Origin of the sequence: Streptomyces solicavernae, from assembly GCF_029968095.1 — a bacterium.
Classification (GTDB): domain Bacteria; phylum Actinomycetota; class Actinomycetes; order Streptomycetales; family Streptomycetaceae; genus Streptomyces; species Streptomyces solicavernae.
In genome coordinates this window covers 65,973-87,459 of record NZ_JASCIR010000015.1, presented here as the reverse complement: position 1 = coordinate 87,459, position 21,487 = coordinate 65,973, and the positions used below count along the sequence as shown (strand labels likewise).

General features: G+C 72.3%; 21 protein-coding genes. 11 read left to right on the top strand and 10 right to left on the bottom strand.

The window, feature by feature from the left end; translation table 11 throughout:
• Positions 1–9: 9 nt before the first annotated feature.
• The 3 genes from QIS99_RS18735 to QIS99_RS18725 form a co-directional block, all read right to left on the bottom strand.
• On the bottom strand, positions 10–507 hold the full coding sequence (locus QIS99_RS18735; RefSeq protein ID WP_282514679.1) for a hypothetical protein: 498 nt from the start codon (positions 505–507) through the stop codon (positions 10–12).
• A 122-nt stretch (positions 508–629) separates the two neighbouring features.
• Positions 630–1,268, bottom strand: coding sequence for a response regulator (locus QIS99_RS18730; RefSeq protein ID WP_282514678.1), 639 nt, complete (start codon positions 1,266–1,268; stop codon positions 630–632).
• A complete protein-coding gene (locus QIS99_RS18725) occupies positions 1,268–2,437 on the bottom strand; it encodes a sensor histidine kinase (protein WP_282514756.1) in 1,170 nt (389 codons plus the stop codon). Before QIS99_RS18725 ends, QIS99_RS18730 begins: the two co-directional genes overlap by 1 nt.
• A 452-nt stretch (positions 2,438–2,889) precedes the next feature.
• Here QIS99_RS18725 and QIS99_RS18720 point away from each other — a divergent pair, with 452 nt between their 5' ends.
• Positions 2,890–3,453 carry a GlcG/HbpS family heme-binding protein gene (locus tag QIS99_RS18720; RefSeq protein ID WP_282514677.1) on the top strand — a complete coding sequence of 188 codons (564 nt, stop codon included), beginning with the start codon at positions 2,890–2,892 and terminating at the stop codon, positions 3,451–3,453.
• A gap of 238 nt (positions 3,454–3,691) precedes the next feature.
• Complete coding sequence (locus QIS99_RS18715; RefSeq protein ID WP_282514755.1) at positions 3,692–5,161, top strand: M1 family metallopeptidase; 1,470 nt, start codon at positions 3,692–3,694, stop codon at positions 5,159–5,161.
• 6 nt (positions 5,162–5,167) lie between these two features.
• Here the strand turns inward: QIS99_RS18715 and QIS99_RS18710 are convergent, their stop codons facing one another.
• Together QIS99_RS18710 and QIS99_RS18705 are read right to left on the bottom strand one after the other, a co-directional pair.
• Positions 5,168–5,707, bottom strand: coding sequence for a GNAT family N-acetyltransferase (locus tag QIS99_RS18710; protein ID WP_282514676.1), 540 nt, complete (start codon positions 5,705–5,707; stop codon positions 5,168–5,170).
• Positions 5,708–5,873: 166 nt separating this feature from the next.
• Positions 5,874–6,449 carry a TerD family protein gene (locus tag QIS99_RS18705; RefSeq protein ID WP_282514675.1) on the bottom strand — a complete coding sequence of 192 codons (576 nt, stop codon included), beginning with the start codon at positions 6,447–6,449 and terminating at the stop codon, positions 5,874–5,876.
• A 193-nt stretch (positions 6,450–6,642) separates the two neighbouring features.
• Here QIS99_RS18705 and QIS99_RS18700 point away from each other — a divergent pair, with 193 nt between their 5' ends.
• The 5 genes from QIS99_RS18700 (at position 6,643) to QIS99_RS18680 (ending at position 11,337) form a co-directional block, all read left to right on the top strand.
• Positions 6,643–7,650 (top strand): ROK family protein, encoded by a 1,008-nt coding sequence (locus tag QIS99_RS18700; protein ID WP_349017307.1) that lies wholly within the window; start codon positions 6,643–6,645, stop codon positions 7,648–7,650.
• Positions 7,650–8,816, top strand: a complete 1,167-nt coding sequence (gene nagA / locus QIS99_RS18695; protein WP_282514674.1) for an N-acetylglucosamine-6-phosphate deacetylase — start codon at positions 7,650–7,652, stop codon at positions 8,814–8,816. Before QIS99_RS18700 ends, nagA begins: the two co-directional genes overlap by 1 nt.
• A gap of 373 nt (positions 8,817–9,189) precedes the next feature.
• Positions 9,190–9,915: a hypothetical protein gene (locus QIS99_RS18690; protein WP_282514673.1), complete on the top strand. Its 726-nt coding sequence runs from the start codon at positions 9,190–9,192 to the stop codon at positions 9,913–9,915.
• A 46-nt stretch (positions 9,916–9,961) separates the two neighbouring features.
• Positions 9,962–10,240, top strand: coding sequence for a hypothetical protein (locus QIS99_RS18685; protein ID WP_282514672.1), 279 nt, complete (start codon positions 9,962–9,964; stop codon positions 10,238–10,240).
• A gap of 167 nt (positions 10,241–10,407) precedes the next feature.
• Positions 10,408–11,337 carry a 1-phosphofructokinase family hexose kinase gene (locus QIS99_RS18680; RefSeq protein WP_282514753.1) on the top strand — a complete coding sequence of 310 codons (930 nt, stop codon included), beginning with the start codon at positions 10,408–10,410 and terminating at the stop codon, positions 11,335–11,337.
• A 56-nt stretch (positions 11,338–11,393) separates the two neighbouring features.
• Here QIS99_RS18680 and QIS99_RS18675 read toward each other — a convergent pair whose 3' ends face one another.
• Together QIS99_RS18675 and cdgB are read right to left on the bottom strand one after the other, a co-directional pair.
• Positions 11,394–12,392, bottom strand: coding sequence for a carbohydrate-binding protein (locus tag QIS99_RS18675; RefSeq protein WP_282514671.1), 999 nt, complete (start codon positions 12,390–12,392; stop codon positions 11,394–11,396).
• 121 nt (positions 12,393–12,513) lie between these two features.
• Complete coding sequence (gene cdgB, locus QIS99_RS18670; protein ID WP_282514670.1) at positions 12,514–14,292, bottom strand: diguanylate cyclase CdgB; 1,779 nt, start codon at positions 14,290–14,292, stop codon at positions 12,514–12,516.
• Between the two features lie 496 nt (positions 14,293–14,788).
• Between cdgB and QIS99_RS18665 the strand changes: the two genes are divergently transcribed.
• Positions 14,789–15,271, top strand: coding sequence for a flavin reductase family protein (locus tag QIS99_RS18665; protein WP_408909590.1), 483 nt, complete (start codon positions 14,789–14,791; stop codon positions 15,269–15,271).
• Positions 15,272–15,641: 370 nt separating this feature from the next.
• Here the strand turns inward: QIS99_RS18665 and arfB are convergent, their stop codons facing one another.
• A complete protein-coding gene (arfB, locus tag QIS99_RS18660; protein ID WP_282514668.1) occupies positions 15,642–16,070 on the bottom strand; it encodes an alternative ribosome rescue aminoacyl-tRNA hydrolase ArfB in 429 nt (142 codons plus the stop codon).
• Positions 16,071–16,365: 295 nt separating this feature from the next.
• On the opposite strand from arfB, the gene QIS99_RS18655 reads away from it, so the two are divergent.
• The 3 genes from QIS99_RS18655 (at position 16,366) to otsB (ending at position 18,942) form a co-directional block, all read left to right on the top strand.
• Entirely contained in the window at positions 16,366–17,622 is a 1,257-nt protein-coding gene (locus QIS99_RS18655) for an extracellular solute-binding protein (protein ID WP_282514667.1), read from the top strand.
• Positions 17,623–17,701: 79 nt separating this feature from the next.
• Positions 17,702–17,944, top strand: a complete 243-nt coding sequence (locus tag QIS99_RS18650) for a DUF3263 domain-containing protein (RefSeq protein ID WP_282514666.1) — start codon at positions 17,702–17,704, stop codon at positions 17,942–17,944.
• A 131-nt stretch (positions 17,945–18,075) separates the two neighbouring features.
• A complete protein-coding gene (gene otsB, locus QIS99_RS18645) occupies positions 18,076–18,942 on the top strand; it encodes a trehalose-phosphatase (protein WP_282514665.1) in 867 nt (288 codons plus the stop codon).
• 67 nt (positions 18,943–19,009) lie between these two features.
• Here otsB and QIS99_RS18640 read toward each other — a convergent pair whose 3' ends face one another.
• Both QIS99_RS18640 and QIS99_RS18635 read right to left on the bottom strand, forming a co-directional pair.
• Entirely contained in the window at positions 19,010–20,422 is a 1,413-nt protein-coding gene (locus tag QIS99_RS18640; RefSeq protein ID WP_282514664.1) for an alpha,alpha-trehalose-phosphate synthase (UDP-forming), read from the bottom strand.
• An 80-nt stretch (positions 20,423–20,502) separates the two neighbouring features.
• Entirely contained in the window at positions 20,503–21,450 is a 948-nt protein-coding gene (locus QIS99_RS18635) for a glucosyl-3-phosphoglycerate synthase (RefSeq protein ID WP_282514663.1), read from the bottom strand.
• Between the last annotated feature and the right edge of the window lie 37 nt (positions 21,451–21,487).

Below are 21,487 nucleotides of genomic sequence, written 5' to 3'. Positions count from 1 at the left end.
GGGGAGAGCTCAGACGCGCGGGAAGCGGGCCTGCAAGTCCCAGATCGCCGGGTTCTCCCCAAGCTCCTCGTGCAGGTCGACCAGATCCGCGATCAGGTCATGCAGAAAGTCCCGCGCCTCCCGCCGCAGCTCGGCGTGGGCGAAGGTCAGCGGAGGCTCGCCGCCCGGCATCCACTCCCCCTCGACGTCCACCCACCCGAACCGCCGCTCGAACAGCATCCGGTCGCTGGACTCGGTGAAGTCGAGGTCGGCGTACTGCGGCCGGGAGGCGCGGCTGCCCAGCGGGTCCCGGTCCAGCAGCTCGACGATGTCGCACAGCGCCCACGCGAAGTCGAGCACCGGCACCCATCCCCAGGCGGTGGACAGCTCGCGGTCGGCCTTGGTGTCGGCGAGGTACACGTCCCCGCAGAACAGGTCGTGCCGCAGCGCCCGCACGTCCGCCCGCCGGTAGTCGGTCTGGGGCGGGTCGGGGAAGCGGTTGGAGAGGGCGTAGCCGATGTCGAGCACGTAGGCGATGGTGTCATGCGTTCAGGTACGGCCCGCTCACGTACGAGCTGTACGCGTACGAACGCGCATGGCTCGTACACGTACGAACGCGCATGGCTGGTACACGTACGAACGCGCACCCCTCACGGCAGCAGCCGCCGCTCCTTCGCCACCGCCACCGCCCCCGCCCGCGTGTCCACGCCCAACTTGTCGTAGATCCGGCCGAGATGGGTCTTCACGGTGGCCTCGCTGATGAACAGCGCCTTGGCGATGTCGCGGTTGCCGAGGCCGTGGGCGAGCTGGCCGAGGATGTCGAGTTCGCGGCCGGTGAGCGTCGGCTGCGGGCTGCGCATCCGGGCCATGACGCGGCTGGCGACGGGCGGCGAGAGCGTCGTACGGCCCTCCGCCGCCGCGTGGATCGCCGCGAAGAGTTCCTCCGGCCGCTCGGCCTTCAGGAGGTAGCCGGTCGCGCCCGCCTCGATGGCGCGGGTGATGTCCGCGTCGGTGTCGTACGTGGTGAGGACGAGGACCCGTACGCCGGTCGGCGCGATCCGGCGGGTGGCCTCCACGCCGTCCATGCCCGCGCCCAGCTGGAGGTCCATGAGCACCACGTCCGGGCTCAGCTTCGCGGCGAGCGCGACCGCCTCCTCGCCGGTGCCCGCCTCCCCGGCGACCTCGATGTCCGGCGCGCTGCCGAGCAGGGCGAGCAGTCCGGCCCGTACGACGGCGTGGTCGTCGCAGAGCAGTACCCGTACGGGAGAACCGGGCGGGGGAGCGGTCATCAGCGGGACTCCAGGGGGATCGCGGCGGACAGCACCGTGCCGTCGCCGGGGGCGGACTCGACGGTGAGGGTGCCGCCGAGCTGGCCGACGCGCGCGCGGATCGCCGGAAGGCCGTGGCCGCGCACCCCGGACGGCGCGCCCCGGTCCGCCGGGTCGAAGCCGCGGCCGTCGTCGGCGACGTCGAGGACGACCTGGTCGTCGAAGTAGACGAGGGTGAGGACGGCGGTACGGGCGGCGGCGTGCTCGGTGACGTTGGCGAGGGCGCCCTGGGCGATGCGCAGCAGCGCCGACTGCACCCGGTCCGGCAGCGGCGCGGGCCCGCCCTCGATCCGGCAGCGCACGTCGAGCCCGGCCCGTGACTCCCGCTCGGCGAGCGCGTACAGGGCCCGTTCGAGGCTGACCCCGCCCGCCAGGTCGGCGGGCGCCAGGTCGTGCACGAAGCGGCGGGCCTCGGCGAGGTTGCGCTCGGCGAAGGACTCGGCGGTGCGGACGTGCGCGTGGGCGGTGGCGGGGTCGGTGTCCCAGACCCGGTCGGCGGCCTGGAGCAGCATCTGCTGGCTGGACAGGCCCTGGGCGAGGGTGTCGTGGATCTCCATGGAGAGCCGCTGGCGCTCGGCGAGGGTGCCCTCGCGGCGTTCGGTCGCGGCGAGTTCGCGGCGGGTGCGCACCAGGTCGGCGATGACGCTCTGCAGCCGCGTGGCCTGCCGCTGCGAGTGCACGAACATGGCGGTCGCGACGGCGGCCACGGCGGGCGGCGCGAACAGCAGGTTCGGGTCGAAGCCGGAGTGGACGCGCAGCTGCCACTGCGCTGCCACGATGAAGACCGTGATCAGCGTGACGAGGAAGATCGCGGCGCCGGTGCGCAGCGTGCGCAGGCCGGTGTAGAAGAGCGGCACCGCGCACCAGCCGAAGCTCGGCGCGAGGACCACCAGCGTCAGCCAGATCCCCATGACGGCGGCCAGCCACAGCTTGTGGGAGGTGGTGGCGCCGCCGGGGGCGCGCGGTCCCGCCGAGACCTGGGAGACGGGCCCGAGGACCGGGCCCAGTACGTACAGCGTGGCGAGCGCGCCCGCGCAGGTGATGACCCAGGCGGTGGCCGGGTGGTCGGGGTGGCGCAGCAGGAAACGGGTGAGGGAGGAGATGAGGAGCACGAAGAACGTCACGTGCATGACGGCGGCGAGGCGCCGGTTGTCCCGCGCGGCCTCCCCGTGCACCAGGGTCTGCTGGTCCTCCCCGTGCACCAGGGTCTGCTGGTCCTCCCCGTGCGGCGGTGCCTGTCGGCCGTCCCCGTGCGCCGGTGCCTGCCGACCCTCCCCGTGCACCTGGGGCTGCTGCTCTTCCACGGGCCCATCGTCACTCACGCAGGACCCCCTCGCATCAACCGATCGGCGGACCCCTCTGTCGACCGTCCCGCCCGCAGGTCGGAGCCGGTACGCCGACGGGGAGAGGCGGCCCGCGAGCCCACGATGGATGCAGAGCGGCAACCGCTCGAAGACACCGCGGGAACCGATCGGAAATCACCTCCCGCCCCTCCACGTGCAGGCCCCCTGCACAACGCCGTGCAGGCCCCCTGCACACCCGTGCAGGCCCCTGGGCCGCCGCCAGAGAACGAGGAATCTCCATGAAGAAGCTCTCCCTGCGCACCCGTGTCGTCACCGGTGCCGTCGCCGTCGCCGCCCTCGGCGCGGGCACCTTCGGCGCGGTCTCCGCGAGCGCCGCCCCGGCCGAGTCCGTGGCCGCCGCCCCGGCCTCTGCGAACTCTGCGAGCTCCGCGAACAACACCACCGAGTCGACGCACCTGACGATCGACGCCGCCACCAAGGCCGCGCAGGCCGCGCTCGACGCCGCGGAGAAGGAGAACCAGCGGATCACCGTCGCGGTCGTCGACCGCAACGGCAACACCGTCGTCACCCTGCGCGGCGACGGTGCGGGCCCGCAGTCGTACGAGTCGGCCGAGAAGAAGGCGTACACCGCCGTCGCCTGGAACGCGCCGACCTCCGAGCTGGCCAAGCGCCTGGAGCAGGCCCCGAACCTGAAGGACATCCCGGGCACCCTGTTCCTCGGCGGCGGCACCCCGGTGACCGCGAAGGGCGCCCCGATCGCGGGCATCGGCGTCGCGGGCGCCCCGTCCGGCGACCTGGACGAGAAGTTCGCCAAGGCGGGCGCGGCGGCACTGTCCCGCTGACCCGGACCTGAATCCGGGCCGGGGCGCGGCAGCGCTGACCCGAACCCGGACCGCACCCCTAACCGCGGGCCTGACCGCACCCTGACCGCACCCTGACCGCGGCCGGACACCACCCAGAACGCCCCCTCGGTGTCCGGCCGCTCCCGCATATCCGCGCAAACCGCCCCGAAGAGCACCAAGGAGCGCCAAAGAGCGCCAAAGAGCCCCCTTCGCGTACCGCCCATAAGATCCCCATGTGATGCGCCCAAGTCAGCTCGCCCCCCGCGCCACAGCCACCGCAACAGCCACTGTCACCGCCACGGTGCTCACGCTGTCCGGCTGTGCGGGGGCCGGTGTGCAGGGAACGCCGGGCGGGTCCGGGCTGCGGGACCCGTACTTCGCCGACCTGGGCAACGGCGGGTACGACGTCGAGCACTACGGCCTCGCCCTCGACTACGACCCGGACTCCGGACGGCTCGACGGCGAAGCGGTGATCACCGCACGCGCCACCCAGGACCTGAGCGCCTTCAACCTCGACCTGCGCGGCCTCGACGTCGCCTCGGTCACCGTCGAGGGCGGCCCCGCCCGCTTCAACCGGCAGCGCAGCGAGCTGACCGTGCGCCCCCGCGACGAGCTGCGGGACGGCGAGACGTTCCGTACCGTCGTCCGGTACTCCGGCGAGCCGCGCACCATCACCGACGAGGACGGCGCCGAGGAGGGCTGGCTGCCCACCCGCACCGGCGCCGTCGCACTCGGCGAACCGCTCGGCTCGACGACCTGGTTCCCCGGCAACCACCACCCCTCCGACAAGGCCGCGTACGACATCGAGATCACCGTTCCGAAGGGCCTGCAGGCGTACTCCAACGGGGAGTTGACGCAGACCCGCACGCACGGCGACGTCACCACCTTCGGCTGGCACAGCGGCGAGCCGATGGCCGGTTACCTGGCGACCGTCGCGATCGGCGCGTACGAGACCGAGGTCTCCGTCGTGCGGGGCGTGAGCCGCAGGGGCGGGCTCCCGGTGCGTACGGCGGTGGTGCCGGACGAGGTGGAGTCCAGCGCGGACACGCTCGCGAAGATCCCGGAGGTGGTGAGGTGGGGGGAGGCGAACTTCGGGCCGTACCCGTTCTCCTCGGTCGGCGCGATCGTCGAGGAGGAGGGCGCCGCCGGGTACGCCCTGGAGACCCAGACCAAGCCGGTGTTCCCCGGCGCCCCCGACACCCGGCTGCTCGTGCATGAGCTGGCCCACCAGTGGTTCGGCAACTCCGTGACGCCGAAGACCTGGCAGGACATCTGGCTCAACGAGGGCTTCGCCACGTACGCGGAGTGGCTGTGGACCGAGCAGAAGGGCGGCCGCAGCGCGCAGGAGACGTTCGAGCAGGTCTACGCGGGCGAGGGCGCGTACGTGGCGGAGTCGATCGGCGGCCCGGAGGAGGCCGAGGCGGTCTGGGCCTACCCGCCCGCGCGCCCGAGCGGCGCCGACACGATCTCCGGCAGCCCCGTCTACTACCGGGGCGCGATGGTGCTCCACAAGATCCGGCAGGCCGTGGGCGACGACCGCTTCCACGCCCTCGTGCGCGGCTGGACGCGGACCCACCGCCACGGCAACGCCGGCACCCGGGACTTCACGGCGTACGTGGAGCAGCAGGCGGGCCGGGGCGAGCGTGCGGCCCTGCGCGCGATCTGGGACGTCTGGCTGTACGGCGAGGGCAAGCCGGCCAGGCCGTGAACTCTCTTACGCGGAGGGGGTGTTGGCCGTCGGGTTCAGCTCCTTGCGCATCAGCACGCACGGCCGCTGCCGCTCCAGATCCTTCGCGTACCCGATGAGTTCGTAGTCGAGGTTGGTCCAGAACCAGCCCGCCTGGTCGTTGTTCTCCAGGACCGCCAGGCGCACGGCCTCGCGGCCCGCGGTGCGGAAGCGGTCCTCGATCAGCCGGACCAGCTGCCGCCCGACACCGGTGCGGTGCCGCTCCGCGTCCACCAGGAGCAGCCCGATCCACGGGTCCGGGTCCTCCGGGTCCGGGTGCTGCCCGAGCGTGATCGCCAGGCCGACGAGCCGCCCCTCGGACCGGGCGAGCAGCACCTCGGTGGTGGGCCCCGCCAGCTCGTCCGCGAGGGCCGCGGCGACCTGCTCCTCGGTGATGTGGTCCGGGTCGGGGAAGTCGCCGCTGAGCGCGAAGAACTCCCGGTTGGACGCGTACAGTTCGGTGACTTCGGTGAGGACCGCACCGGGCAGCGCGCCGTCGTCCAGGACCGGGATCTGTTCGAGGATCATGCGGGCAGGCTAGCCGCCCGCACTTCTCGGGGTAAGGGAGAGCCCCGGGCGGTGGTCCGCCCGGGGCCCTTCGCCCGCTGCGGGTGCCCGCTGCAGGTGTGTGCGGCAGGTATGTGCCGCGGGTGCGTGCTGCGGGTGTGCGCTGCAGGTGCGTGCCGCGGGTGCGTCAGATGTTGACGCCGAAGTCCTGCGCGATGCCCGCGAGGCCCGAGGCGTAGCCCTGGCCGACCGCGCGGAACTTCCACTCCGCGCCGTTGCGGTACAGCTCGCCGAAGACCATGGCGGTCTCGGTGGCGGCGTCCTCGGAGAGGTCGTACCGGGCGATCTCGGAGCCGCCGGCCTGGTTCAGGATGCGGATGTACGCGTTCCGGACCTGGCCGAAGTTCTGCGTGCGGGACTCCGCGTCGTAGATCGAGACCGGGAAGACGATCTTGTCGACCTCGGCCGGGAGGCCCGCCAGGTTGACGTTGATCGCCTCGTCGTCGCCCGCGCCCTCGCCGGTGCGGTTGTCACCGGTGTGGACGATGGTCTGGTCCGGCGACTGCTTGTTGTTGAAGAAGACGAAGTGGCCGTCCGTGAAGACCTTGCCGTCGGCCTTGACCGCGACCGCGGAGGCGTCCAGGTCGAAGTCGGTGCCGGTGGTGGTGCGGACGTCCCAGCCGAGGCCCACCGTGACGGCGGTCAGGCCAGGTGCCTCCTTGGTGAGCGAGACGTTGCCGCCCTTGGACAGGCTTACAGCCATGGAAGTTCCCCTCTGAGTGCTGCGGTGCTACGGGCTTCGTACGAGGAGCTTCGTACGAGGACGAAGCTGTCGATGACGAAGCTACCGTCACCCGGTCTAACGCCGCCGGGGGACCACGAGGTTCCAGCCCTCGTTCACTTTCTTGCGGGCAAGTGGACTAGACCTATCGCGGGGCGCGGGCCAGACTGTCGGCGTGACTGCATCTCCCCGGGGGACAACCCCCGGACCCCCGGCCGGACGGCACGTCATCGCCCTGGACGTGGGCGGCACCGGAATCAAGGCCGCCCTGATCGGCGCGGACGGCGCCGCCCTGCACGAGGCCCGCCGCGCCACCGGCCGCGAGCGCGGCCCCGAGGCCGTCGTCGCGTCGATCCTCGACTTCGCCGCCGAGCTGCGCGCGTACGGCGAGGAGCGCTTCGGCGCACCGGCCGCCGCGGCCGGGGTCGCCGTGCCCGGCATCGTCGACGCGGAGCGCGGCATCGCCGTCTACGCCGCCAACCTCGGCTGGCGCGACCTGCCGCTGCGCGACCTGCTCGCCGAACGCCTCGGTGTCCCCGTCGCCCTCGGCCACGACGTCCGCACCGGCGGCCTCGCCGAGGGCCGGATCGGGGCCGGCCGGGGCGCCGACCGGTTCCTGTTCCTGCCGCTCGGCACCGGGATCGCCGGCGCGATCGGCATCGACGGCCGGATCGAGCCGGGCGCGCACGGCTGCGCGGGCGAGATCGGGCACATCGTCGTCCGCCCCGGCGGCCCGCTCTGCGGCTGCGGCCAGCGCGGCTGCCTGGAGCGGCTCGCCTCCGCCGCCGCCGTCAGCCGCGCCTGGGCCGAGGCGAGCGGCGACCCGGACGCGGACGCGGCGGACTGCGCGAAGGCCGTCGAGTCGGGGGACGCCCGCGCCCTCGCCGTATGGCAGGACGCGATCGACGCGCTCGCCGACGGCCTCGTCACCGCGATCACCCTGCTCGACCCGCGCACGCTCATCATCGGTGGCGGACTCGCCGAAGCGGGGGAAACCTTGTTCACACCGCTGCGGGCGGCCGTCGAGCGGCGCGTCACGTTCCAGCACCCGCCCGCCGTCGTCCCCGCCGCCCTCGGGGACACCGCGGGCTGCCTGGGCGCGGGCCTGCTCGCCCGGGACCTGCTGGCCACCCGCGCCGAACCGTCCGCCGCATCCCCCACGTCCTCGGAGGTAACCACCTGATGGCCGCACGCAAGGTACTCACCGGCGCCCGGGTGGTGCTGCCCACCGGAACCGTCCCCGACGGCCGGGTCATCGTCGACGAGCACGGCCGGATCGCCGGGCACGCGCGCGAGGACGACGCCACCGTCGACCTGAGCGGACACTGGGTCGTCCCGGGCTTCGTGGACCTGCACAACCACGGCGGCGGCGGCGCGTCCTTCACCTCCGGCACCGAGGAGGACGTCCTCAAGGGCGTCCGCACGCACCGCGAGCACGGCACCACCACCCTCGTCGCCTCCACCGTCACCGGCGAGCTCGACTTCCTCGCGCAGCGCGCCGGGTTCCTCGCCGACCTCGCCGAGCAGGGCGAGATCGCGGGCATCCACTTCGAGGGCCCGTTCATCTCCCCGTGCCGCAAGGGCGCCCACAGTGAGGCCCTGCTCCGCGACCCCGACCCGGCCGACGTGCGGAAACTGATCGACGCCGCGCGCGGCCGGGCCCGCATGATGACCCTGGCCCCCGAACTGTCCGGCGGCATCGACTCCGTACGCCTCCTCGCGGAGCACGGCGTACTCGCGGCGGTGGGCCACACGGACGGTACGTACGAGCAGACCGTCGCGGCGATCGACGCGGGCGCGACCGTCGCCACCCACCTCTACAACGCGATGCCCGGCCTCGGTCACCGGGCACCCGGCCCGATCGCCGCGCTCCTGGAGGACGAGCGGGTCACCGTGGAGTTGATCGACGACGGCACGCATCTGCACCCGGCCGCGTTCCAGCTGGCCTTCCACCATGCGGGCGCCGACCGGGTCGCGCTGATCACGGATGCGATGGACGCGGCCGGCTTCGGCGACGGCCGGTACATGCTCGGCCCGCTGGAGGTCGAGGTGAGGGACAACGTGGCGCGGCTCGTCAGCGAGGACGGGCAGGGCTCCATCGCGGGCTCCACGCTCACCCTGGACCGCGCGTTCAAGCGCGCCGCGACCGTCGACAAGCTGCCCGTCGAGGACATTGTCCGCGCCATCTCCGCCAACCCGGCCAAGCTCCTCGGCGTGTACGACCGCATCGGCTCCCTCGACCCCGGCAAGGACGCCGACCTGGTCGTCCTGGACGAGCACTTCGCGCTGAGGGGCGTGATGCGCAAGGGCGAGTGGGTGCTGGCGCCCGAGACCCGCCAAGTGGGGTGATCTGCCCGCGCGTTGGCCCGTTCCAGAACATCCCGCCAACGCACACACAATTCTCATACGGAACCGGGCAGTTGACCGCCGAGTGTGTCGGTCCCCGCCGGTACGGTGGTGGCGTCCTGACCAGCTGCACGAGGGAGCCGCATGAGCGCCGGCACCGGTTTCCAGATCGACACTGTCGCGGTGCAGCGCCTCGTGGAGAGACTCGACGAGTGCGACGAGCGCATGCAGCAGGCACGGAAGCGCCTCTTGAACGTCGGCCCGAAAGGGAGGAGTTACCGCCTTCGGCGGGGCGAAAGAGGCGGCCAGCTGAAGCTCCGAGGGTGCGGCCGATCAGGCCTTATCGCTCCAGTGAACATAGGTCTGGAATCGTCTTATGGCAGAATCGCAGACGCGACCGGCGAATTTGCTCAAAGCGGCCCTGGAGGCGACCGGAGGCGCGGGCTTCGAAGGCCTGTTCTTTGCCAGTCGCCCCTACATGCGCGACAAGGAGACGCCCCCTTGGCGTCAGAGGCCATGGGTGCTGCGAGATTCAAAAGTGAAGCCCGCTCGCCTCTTTAAAGCCTTCATCGTGGCCCTGTCTGTGATTTCGTTGGAGTGGGCGCACTATGGTCTCAAGTTCTCCTCCGACGAGAATGCGGCAGAGAATCGAGCATTCCTGGAGCGCAATTCCAAGGAGTTCGCCTCCAAGAGTGGCGATGATTCATTGGGGCACTTCTTCGGCAAGGAGCAAAGCGCCGCAGCAGGGCTCCTTGTGGCCTCGCTGCCACGCTCGAAGGCTCGCGTGCTGAGCCTGCTGTGTTTCACTCGTGATGAAATCATGCTGCTTCACGTTCCCCAGACGTTCCGGCTGAAGTACTTCGCCAACGTGGTGGAAATCGGCTGGCGCATAGACCGGAACAAGCTGGAGTGGACTCGGACTTCTTCCCGCAAGGGGACTCCATACATTCAGTACGGCTTCACCGACGGCAGCTGGATGACCTTCGTTACCACACCGGTTGACGGTCAACCCGCGTTCACCGATCTACTCCCGCACACCCTCACTCGGGAAGACCCGATCCCGCCGCACCCCGACTACCCCGCACCGGAGCCGAAGAAGTGACCGAAGCCGCAACTGCCGGGCGTCGACGCTGTACTTCGGCTGGATCATGCCGACGTTCTTCCATCACTGGGAGATGACCGGCCTGACACCGGCGGCGCTGCAGGACATGTTCGCCGCCGCCAGCTCCCACCTGAACGGGAACAGTTGGTCGCAGGAATTCATGACCGAAGGGCAGGCGACCTTCAGGGCCCCGGGCGACTCCACGAGCGCCCAGGGCTACACGGTCTCGCTCACCTCGGACCCAGGGCAGGGACGGCTCGTCATCGACGCAGCGACCGCCTGCACCCGAGGCACCGCGACCGCCGGCGTCGACGACTTCGGCTGAGTTCCGCCCACACTCAGGAGCCGGCAACCGGCAGCGGGGAAGCCTCTCCTTCCCCGCGCCGCAGCCCGAATCCCCGAGGGCCGAAGAACTCCTAGGCCAACCGCCGCCCACCTGGCATGATCAGGCCCCACACACGCACGTACGTACGACTCCCGGGGGTGGCACACGTGATCCTCACGGTCACGCTCAACACCGCCCTGGACATCACCTACCGCGTCCCGCGCCTCACCCCGCACGCCTCGCACCGCGTCGCCGAGGTCACCGAACGCCCCGGCGGCAAGGGGCTGAACGTCGCCCGTGTGCTCGCCGCGCTCGGGCGGCCCGTCACCGTCACCGGCTTCGCGGGCGGTGCCACCGGAGCGGCGCTGCGCGACCAGCTGGCCGAGGCGGGCGGCGTACGGGACGCTCTCCTGGACGTCACCGGCCGCACCCGCCGCACCGTCGCCGTGGTCGACGAGCGCACCGGCGACACCACCCAGCTGAACGAACCCGGACCGCTGATCACCCCCGAGGAGTGGTCCCGACTCCGCGGCTCCTACGAGGAGTTGCTGCCGTCGGCCGAAGCGGTCGCCCTCTGCGGCAGCCTGCCTCCCGGCGTGCCCGTCGGCGCGTACGCCCAGCTGGTCCGGTCCGCGCGCGCCGCGCAGGTCCCCGTACTCCTCGACACCAGCGGCGCACCGCTGCGCCGGGGCATCGCGGCCCGCCCCGACGTGGTCAAGCCCAACGCGGACGAGCTGGCCGAACTCACCGGCTCCCACGAGCCGTTGCGCGCCACCCGGGACGCGCGCAGGCGCGGCGCGCACACCGTGGTCGCCTCGCTCGGCGCGGACGGGCTGCTCGCCGCCACCCCGGACGGCGTCTGGCAGGCCGCCCCGCCGGCCCCGGTCCACGGCAACCCGACGGGGGCGGGCGACTCGGCGGTGGCGGCACTCGTCGCGGGCCTGGCCGAGGACTCTCCCTGGCCCCGCATCCTGGCCCGGGCGGTGGCCCTGTCGGCGGCGACCGTACTGGCCCCGGTGGCGGGGGAGTTCGACGCGGCGGCGTACGAGGACTTCCTGGGGCGGGTCGCGGTGACGGAGCGGGCGAGCGCGGCGTGAAAGAGGCCTCCCAGGCCCCTCCGCCAGGCCCTCCCAGGCCCCTCCGCCAGGTCCTCCTAAGCCCCGCCCCGCTCCAGCCACACCCGGTCGAGGTTGGCGTTGCACTTGTTGCCCTCGGCGCAGGCGATCTCCACGACGTTGGTGCCCTTGTTCAGGTTGACCGGCGCCCAGGTGGACTGCCAGCCCTTCTCCCAGTCGCCCTTGGGGGAGTTGATGAAGTTCTTCATGCCGAGGGGCTGGGTGTTGGGCTTGCCGTTGACGATGAGGGTGGCGTTGGCGTCCACGCCCGGGATGCCGTACCGCACCCGGAGCTTGTACGTGCCGCCCTTCTTCATCGGGAACGTCCAGGTGACCTTGGCGCCCACCTTGTTGAAGCCCGCGACGTACACGCCGCCGTCGGCCTGCGCGCCCGGGACCTCCTTGGCGGGGGAGAGCCCGGCCGTGAAGGTCAGCGCCTTCGCGTCCTCCTTGGGCAGCTCCACCTTCTCGGGCTTCGCGGCCGGTTCGTCCTTCGCCTGCTCGTCCTGCCCGCCGTCCGCCCCGGCCGTCGCGCCCGAACCCGCCTGGTTCGAGCCGGAGTCGGGCTCCTTGGCACTGTTGCTGAGCATGGCCGCGCCGATGCCGACGACGACCGCGGCGACCACCGCGATCGCACCGATCAGCAGACCCCTGGTGTTGGGCCCGCGGCCTCCGCGGCCCCCGCGGCCGTCGGCGGGCGGCGCCTGCCTGTGCGTGCTCTGCCCGCCGGGCAGGGTCTCGGGCGCGGCGTAGTGCGCGCTCTGCTGCGGCACCTGCTGACCCGCACCCGTCCCCGCGCCCGCACCCGCGCCAGCCCCGGCTCCAGCCCCGGCTCCGGCACCCGCCCCGGCGCCCGCGCCCTGCTGCCCGTACTGCCGCTCGCCGACCGGGCGGACCTGCTGGTACGAGGAGCTGCGCCCGGAGTAGCCGTAACCGCCGCCGGGCGGGGTCGCGCCGGACGCCTGCCCGTCGGCGTAGAGATAGCCGAACGGGTCGTCGTCCTCGGGCGTGCTCGCGCCGTTGTTGCCGGCCGTCATCCCTCGGTCACTCCTCATGCAGATCGAGTACGGGTGGCCACAGGTGTCCAATTGGGCGAGCCTACACGTGCGGACCGGGCCCGAAAGGCGACGAATCTCTCCCCGCCGCGCTGACCTGCGGTTATCCGGCCCGCCTGTGCTGTTTGGCACGAGAACGTTTCTCGATGTACATCCGCTGGTCGGCCGACTGCAGCACTTCCTCCGCGGACATCCCGCAGTGTGCCCAGCCGATCCCGAAGCTCGCCCCGACCCGCACCGCGCGCCCGTCGACCCGGATCGGCGGGATGATCGCGTTCCGCAGCCGCACGGCGAGGTCGGCGGCGTCGGCCCGGCCGAGCCCGTCGGCGAGGACCACGAACTCGTCGCCGCCGAGCCGGGCCACCGTGTCCCCGTCCCGTACGCCGCTGGTCAGCCTGCGGGCGACCTCGATGAGGACGGCGTCGCCGGTGTGGTGCCCGAAGCGGTCGTTGATCGACTTGAAGCCGTCGAGGTCGCAGAAGAGGACGGCGAGCCCCTTCGTCCCGTCGTCGGTGTCGCCCTCGGGCGCGATCGTGTGCACATGGTGGTCGAAGGCCTCAAGCCCGTGCGGCATGCTCGCGCCCGGGTAGGACATCCCGTGCACCCCGTGCTGCCCGCCGTGGCTGTCGTACGGACCGTGACCGTCGTACGGACCATGGCCGTCGTACGAACCGTGACCGTCGTAAGACCCATGCCCCTCATACGCGTCGTGGACGGAGTACCCGTCGGGTGTCTCGTACGCGGGCAGGGAGCCGTAGGCCGTGTCCAGGGAGTGGGCGGTCTCCTGGGCGTCCGGGGCGCGGCGGCAGAGGCGGGCGCTCAACCGGGCGCGCAGCTCGGCGGAGTTGGGCAGTCCGGTGAGCGAGTCGTGCGAGGCGCGGTGGGCGAGGTGGAGTTCGCGGCGCTTGCGTTCCTCGATGTCCTCGACGTGGGTGAGCAGGAACCGCGGCCCGTCGGCGGCGTCGGCGACGACGGAGTTCCGCAGCGACACCCACAGATACGTTCCGTCACGCCGCCCGAGCCGCAGCTCGGCCCGTCCGCCCTCGGCGGAGGTACGCAGGAGCGTGCCGATGTCCTCCGGGTGGACGAGGTCGGAGAAGGAGTACCGCCGCATCGCCGACGCCGGACGGCCGAGCAGCCGGCACAGGGCGTCGTTCGAACGCAGGATCCGGCCGTGCTGGTCGCCGCCCATCTCGGCGATGGCCATCCCGCTCGGGGCGTACTCGAAGGCCTGCCGAAACGACTCTTCACTGGCCCGCAGCGCCTGCTGCTCGCGCTCCAGGCGGACCAGGGCGCGCTGCATGTTTGCTCTCAGGCGGGCGTTGCTGATTGCAATGGCGGCCTGCGAGGCGTACATCTGCAGCGCCTCGCGCCCCCAGGCGCCCGGGTGCCTGCCGTTGCGCGGCCGGTCCACGGAGATGACGCCGAGGAGCTCACCGCCGGTCGCTCCGCTCGTGTGCATCGGGGCGTAGAGGCGGTCCAGGGGGTGCCACTCGTCGTCGAAGCGCGGCTCGGGGCCCTCGGTGTGCCACTGCGGCACGTCGTCCTCGATGAGCGTCCAGCCCTCGTTGTGGGGGATGAAGCGGAGGGCGCCCCAGTCCTGGCCCATCGCGAGCCGCCGCTCCCAGGACTCCCGGGAGCCGACCCGGCCGGTGATCAGGGCCTCGGCGGCGGGACTGCCCGCGAAGGCGGCGACGACGAGGTCCCCGTCGGGGCGTACGAGATTGACGCACGCCAGCTCGTACCCGAGTCCCTGCACCACGCCGTCGGCGACGGTCTGCAGGGTGTCGGCGAGGCTGCGCGCCGTGTTCAGCTCCGCGACGACCTGGTGCAGCTGCCGCAGGGTCGCAAGGCGGACGTAAGGCTCCGACTCGGTCTCCATGCTCGCTCTCCCCGAGACCTCGACAGCAACTCCTGGATTCGTGGTGCCCTTGGTGTCTGATTGCCTCCGGTCGCCTCCGATCGCCTCCGCCACTGAATCACAGCGAGCTGCCCACTCGGTACACAGGGTCAACAAAATATGGACCCTGTGACTCAAGTCACAAGCGACGTGAACGGGTGGGGGGTTGGGGGTGGATCTCCGCGTACGTTTCCTGAACGCAAAGCCCTTGGGCAGGGCATCTTTCCGGCCGGGTGCCCGGAGGTGCCCGGAGGTGTGCGGTGGGGGTGCGGTGGGGGTGCGGTGGGTGTGCGGTGGGGCGCGGCGGGGTGCGGCGGGGCGCGGCGGGGGTGCGCGTCCCGGCTCGGGCCGGAGACCTATGCGGTCTCGGTCCGGGGGCCGATGTGGCCACCGGTGGTCCGGGGATAGCGTCTTGGTCGTGTCCACCGTGCTGAAGTCTCATCCTGTTGGGGTGAGCAACGAAGAGTTCCGTGCCGCCATGTCCCGGCTCGCCGCAGGCGTCGTCCTCGTCACCGCGCGGGAGGGCGAGCTCGGCGAGGGCGGCCCTGCGGCGGAGGACGTCGGCATGACGGCGACGGCGTTCATGTCGGTCTCCCTCGATCCGCCGCTGGTCCTGGTCAGCCTGCGGGAGGGCTCCCGCATGGACGACCTGCTCGCGGAGAAGCCGCGCTGGGGCGTCTCGGTCCTCGCCGAGGGCCAGCGCCAGATCGCGGGCCGCTTCGCGATGAAGGGCCGCATCAGCGACCGGCTCCTCTTCGGTGACATTCCGTACGTACGGGGTACGGAGTCGGGCGCGCTGTTGATCGGCGGGGCGCTGGCCACGCTGGAGTGCGAGACGGAGCAGCGGGTCGAGGCGGGCGATCACACGCTGGTCGTGGGCCGCGTCCTGACGGCGTCCGTCCCGAGCGCGGACGGGGGGCCGCTGCTCTACTTCAAGGGCCGCTACCGGCAGTTGGGCTGAGCCTTTCCACCGGCCCTCGCCTCGAAATCCCAAGGGCAGCTGGTGGACGGCGGCAAGCGCAGGGCGTGGTTGTGCCCGCTCGCGTTCCTGCGGTCTGTCCGGCGGATCTTCGCGGAACAGGCCGCGGCGTCATGGGGGTCCCCCCTGTTCGAGCGGAGCCGAGAGCTTGGGGGAGCGTGCTCTGGGGGTCCCCCCGGCCGAAGGCTGGGGGAGTGCGCCCGGATCGCCCTCGTACTGGACGTACTTGGGTGATTCGGGCGTGCGGCGAGTGGGGGTACCCCCGGCCGGAGGCTGGGGGAGCGTGCCTGGGGGCACCCCCAGCGGTAGCTGGGGGAGCGTCGTGGACCCGCGAAGATCCGCCGGACAGGCCCTAACCCCAGTCCCGGCCCGAACGGCCCCGTTTGACGTCCGAGCGGGCCTTCTTCTGGCGGAGGCGGCGTTCGTTGATGCCTCGGGGGATCTTCGTCGCGCGGCGGGGGCGGGGTGGTGGGGCCGTGGCCTCGGCGAGGAGGGAGGCCAGGCGGGCCGACGCCAGTTCGCGGTTGCGCCACTGGGAGCGGTGGTCCGAGGCGCGGACCGTGAGCACGCCGTCGACCAGACGGGAGGCCAGGCGTTCCTGGGCGCGGGTCTTCCAGACCTCCGGGAGGGACCGGGTGCGCGCCAGGTCGAACCTCAACTCCACCTGCGAGTCGGAGGTGTTGACGTGCTGGCCGCCCGGGCCGGACGAACGGGAGAAACGCCACATGAGCTCGGCCTCCGGGAGGAGGACCGAACCGCGGATGACGTAGGGCCCAGGCATGGCCCCATCGTCGCGCGTCCGGGCCCTCCCCGTCACCCCATTAAGTGCCCAGTGCCCTGGGAGTCCGGCTGGGTACCCCTGGGGCTCCATGAGCGCCACTGCGCGCCCCGCCGCCTCGCGCCCTCGTTGCCGAAGTGAGATGTGAGTGGTGTAGACCTTATGGGCGAACTGCGGGCAAACTCTCGGTTCCGGCGAGCACGACAAGCGCCGTCTCAGCCGCAAGCGCCACAAGCGCGACCAAGGCGGGGCGAGCACGACAAGCAGTAAAGGTGGGGAAGCAGCTGTGCAGCGGCGCATGACTGGTCTGACGGCGGCGGTCGCCGTGCTCGGCATCACGGCGGGCCTCGCCGGCTGCGGGGCGGACGCGGGGTCCGGCACCGTCACCCTGAAGATGGTCGCCGCCGACTACGGCGACAGCCCGGCCAACAGCACCCAGAAGTACTGGGACGAGCTCACCGCCGACTTCGAGAAGCAGAACCCCGGGATCGAGGTCGAGGTGGACGTCCGCTCCTGGAGCGAGGTCGACGCGCACGTCGCCGACCTGGTCGAGCAGGGCCGGGCCCCCGACATCGCGCAGATCGGGGCGTACGCCGACTACGCCGCGCAGGACCGGCTCTACAGCGCCGACGACCTGCTCTCCATCGCCGTACAGGCCGACTTCCTGCCCGCCCTGTCCGAGGCGGGCGAGCTCAGGCGCGTGCAGTACGGCATGCCCTTCGCGTCCTCGACGCGGCTGCTCTTCTACAACAAGGAGCTGTTCGCGAAGGCCGGGATCAGCGGCGCCCCGCAGAGCTGGACCGAGCTGGCCGCGGACGCGCGGAAGCTGAAGGACGCGGGCGTGACGTACCCGTTCGCGCTGCCCCTCGGCCGCGAGGAGGCGCCCGCCGAGACGCTGATGTGGCTGCTCAGCGGCGGCGGCGGATACACCGACAACGTCGGCACGTACACCCTCGACTCCGAGCAGAACATCAAGACGTTCGACTGGTTGCGCGACGAGCTCGTCGGCGAGGGCCTCACCGGCCCGACCGCGCCCGGCAAGCTCGACCGGCAGGACGCCTTCGACGCGTTCTCGCGCGGCGAGGTCGGCATGCTCAACGGCCACCCGACGCTGATGCAGCAGGCCGCCGACCAGGACGTCGAGTACGGGATGGCCCCGCTGCCCGGCGTCAACGGCAAGGCCAAGGCCACCCTGGGCGTCGCCGACTGGATGATGGGCTTCAAGGAGAACGGCCACAAGGAGGAGATCGGGAAGTTCCTCGACTTCGTGTACGAGGGCAAGAACGTCCTGGAGTTCTCCGAGCGGTACGACATCCTGCCCGTCACCTCGTCCGCGTCCGACGCGATGGCCGAGGACCCCCAGTACAGGCATCTGCGGGAGTTCCTGGAGGAGCTGCCGGACTCCCAGCTGTACCCGGTGGGCAAGACGTCCTGGGCGCAGGTCAGCGCCGCCGTCAAGAAGGACATCGGCAAGGCCGTGGCGAGCGGCGGCGACCCGGCGCTGGTCCTGCAGCGGCTGCAGAACGAGGCGGTCGCGGCGGAGTCGGCGGAGTAGCGGAGTCTGCGGAGTAGCGAAGTCGGCGGAGTAAGGGCCTGCGGGTGGTGCTGTCGGTGCGCGCGTCTACGGTTTCCTCATGAGCCCGAGCCCCGACGAACCTCTGTCCGAGCGCGATCGCGCCGTGCTCGCGCTGGAGCGGCAGGGCTGGGCCTCGCGCGGCGCGAAGGAGCGGGAGATACGTGAGCGGCTCGGCATATCCCCGACCCGCTACTACCAGATCCTGAACGCCCTCCTCGACGATCCGCGCGCCCTGGCCCACGACCCGGTGACGATCAACCGCCTCCGCCGCGTCCGGGAGGCCCGCAGAGCCCGCCGCTGACGCTCCGCGGCGCTCTACGGCACTCCGCGGCGCTCCACGGCACTCCGCGGCGCTCCACGGCGCTCCGGGGGGTCCGGCGAGGATCCGGCGAGGACTTTCGGGAAGGCGCGGCGAGGGGAAAAATCAGCCCCATGCGCAGCCACCCGCACCCGCGTACCCCCGGCGACGAGCTCCCGCCCCCGGCAACCCCCGCCGGCCGGGAGGGCCTGGAAGCCCTCCGGCGAAACCCCGAACGCGCCCTCGTCGCCCTCGACTTCGACGGCACCCTCGCCGAGATCGTCCCCGACCCCGAGCAGGCCAGGGCCCACCCCGACGCCGTCCCGGCCCTCGCCGCACTCGCGCCCCGGCTCGCCTCCGTGGCCGTGGTGACCGGGCGGCCCGCCGGGGTGGCCGTGCGGTACGGCGGATTCGCGGGCGTCGAAGGACTGGAGCACCTGGTCGTGCTCGGGCACTACGGCGCGGAGCGCTGGGACGCGGTGTCCGGCACCGTGCAGGCCCCGGACGTACCGCCGGGCGTCGCCGGAGCGCGGGCCGAACTCCCCGGACTCCTGGACGCGTTGGGCCTGTGGCGCGGCACCTGGACGGAGGAGAAGGGCCGCGCCGTCGCCGTGCACACCCGCCGCGCCGACGACCCGCAGGCCACGTTCGACGCGCTCGCGGCACCGCTCGCGGAGCTGGCCGCCCGGCACGGCCTGGTCACCGAGCCCGGCCGCTACGTCATCGAGCTGCGCCCGCCCGGCATGGACAAGGGCGTGGCCCTGGCGTCGTACGCGCGCGAGGTGGGCGCGGAGTCCGTCCTGTACGCGGGCGACGACCTCGGCGATCTCCCGGCGTACGCGGCCGTGGAGAAGCTGCGCTCCGACGGGGTGCCGGGGGTCCTGGTGTGCAGCGGCAGCACAGAGGTCGCGGAGCTGGCGGACCGCTCCGATCTGGTGGTGGACGGCCCGCCCGGCGTGGTCCGGCTCCTCGCCGCCCTGGCGAGGGCGCTCAAGGCATAGCGGCCTGGAAGGCACAGCGGCCAGGAAGGCACAGCGGGTAGAGGGGAAATGCCCCGCTGGACAGGCCTTAGCTCCCCCGCAACTCCCGCAGCTGGTCCAGGAACCACCGCTGCGGCGGCAGCGCGCTCGCCGCCGCGGCGAGGCGTGCGGTGCGCTCGGCCCGTTCGGGGCCCGGCATCGTCAGTGCCGCGTGCAGCGCGTCCGCCGTGGCCACCACGTCGTACGGATTGACCGCGAGCGCGTCCTCGCCCAGTTCCTCGTACGCCCCGGCCTCGCGGGAGAGGACCAGCGCGCAGCCCTCGTCGGAGACGACCGGGACCTCCTTCGCGACCAGGTTCATGCCGTCCCTGACCGGGTTGACCAGGGCCACGTCCGCGAGCCGGTACGCCGCGAGGGAGCGCGCGAAGTCGTCCTCGACATGCAGGATCACCGGCGTCCAACCGGGCGTGCCGAAGCGGGAGTTGACCTCGTCCGCGACGCGTGCGACCTCGGCCGTGTAGGCGCGGTAGACGGCCAGGTCCTGGCGCGAGGGGTAGGCGAACGCGAGGTGCACGACGCGCTCGCGCCACTCGGGGCGCTCCGCAAGCAGAAGCTCGTACGCGCGCAGGCCGCGCACGATGTTCTTGGAGAGTTCCGTGCGGTCGACGCGCACGATGGTGCGGCGGTCCGCGCCGCCGATCTGGGCGCGCAGCGCCGCCGTCCGCCCGGCCACGTCCTCCCGGTGCGCGCGCTCGCGCAGGAACTCCGCGTCCGCGCCGAGCCCGTGCACCCCGATCCGGGTGGCGCCGGTGCCGCCGACGACCGCGTCGCAGCACGCCGTGAACGCGTCGGCCCAGCGCCGGGTCAGGAACGCGAGCCGGTCCGCGCCGAGCATGCCGTGCAGGAGCTGGGCGGCGATGTCGTCGGGCAGCATCCGGAAGTAGTCCGGCGGCGCCCACGGGGTGTGCGAGAAGTGCCCGATGCGCAGGTCGTCGCGGAGCTCGCGGAGCAGGCCGGGGACCAGGGCCAGGTGGTAGTCCTGCACGAGCACCGCCGCGCCGGGCGCCGCCCCTTCGGCGAGCGCTTCGGCGAAGGCCCGGTTGTACTGCTCGTACGCCGCCCACTGCCGCCGGAACTCCCGGTCGAAGGAGGGTTCCAGGGGCGTCTGGTACAGCATGTGGTGCACGAACCAGAGGACCGAGTTGGCGATCCCGTGGTACGCGTCGGCGTGCACCTCGGCGTCGATGTCCAGCATCCGCACCCCGGCCTCCAGGACGCCGCGCCGAACGGCCTCCCGGTCACCCTCGCCGAGCGCCGCGCACACCCACAGCGCCCCGCCCTCGGGCCCCACCGCGGACAGCCCGGAGACCAGCCCGCCGCCGCCGCGCCGCGCGTCGAGCGTGCCGTCCGGTCGTACGGAGTAACTGACCGGGCCGCGGTTGGAGGCGACCAGGACCGGGGCGCCGGAGGGCCCGGGGGCAGAAGCGTGCGCTGAGGCCATGACGCGAACCTAGCCCCGCCGGTGCCCGCGCAAACGTGCGGCCGGACCACGGCGACCCGGGCCGCCCTTGAAGACAGGGCCTACGCCACGCGGCGCTCCCGGTACTCCTCGACATCCACCATCGGCGGCCGCTCCTCCGTGTCCACCGCGTGCGTCCGCGGCTCGAAGCCCCGCTCACCCCGCTCGAACTGGGTGAGCCGCGGCCGTACGAGATGCCCGCGCGCCAGCCGCAGCTGCGCCGTGCGGTAGATCGCCGCCGCCATCCGCCCGAGCGCCCGCCCGTCCTGGTGCCGGTGAAGCCGTACCCCTACGTCGACCTGCGCGAGCGCGTCCAGACCCACGGTGTGCAGCGAGTCCACGAGCAGGCCAAGCTCCACCCCGTACCCGACGGGGAACGGCAGCCGTTCGAGCAGCGAGCGCCGGGCCGCGTACTCACCGCCCAACGGCTGGACGACCCCGGCCAGCTGGGGCCAGTGCAGATTGAGCAGCGGCCGCGCGACGAGCTCGGTGACCCGGCCGCCCTGGCCGGGAGCCTCCCCGAGCGGCCGGTCGTACATCGCCTTCACGAACTGCACCTCGGGGTCGGTCAGGAGCGGGCCCACGATCCCCGTGACGAAGTCCGCGGAGAACTCCCTGAGGTCGGCGTCGACGAAGCACACCACGTCACCGCCGGTCACCAGCAGCGACCGCCACAGCACCTCGCCCTTGCCGGGCACGGCGGGCAGCCGCGGGAGTATCGCGTCCCGGTGCACCACCCGCGCCCCGGCGGCCGCCGCCACCTCGGAGGTACGGTCGGTGGAGCCCGAGTCGATCACCACCAGCTCGTCGACCAGCGGCACCTTTGGCGTCATCAGCTCGCGGCGGATCACCGACACGATCGCGCCGACCGTCGCCTCCTCGTTCAGCGCGGGCAGGACGACGCTGACCTTCGTCCCCTGCCGGGCCTTCGCTGCCAGGAGCCGGTCGAGCGGGCGGTCCTTGACGGCCCAGGAGCGCCGTTCGAGCCAGCGCTCCACCTCTTCGAGCACGTCTGTTACTCCCTGGTTGTGATCCATCTCGCGGTTC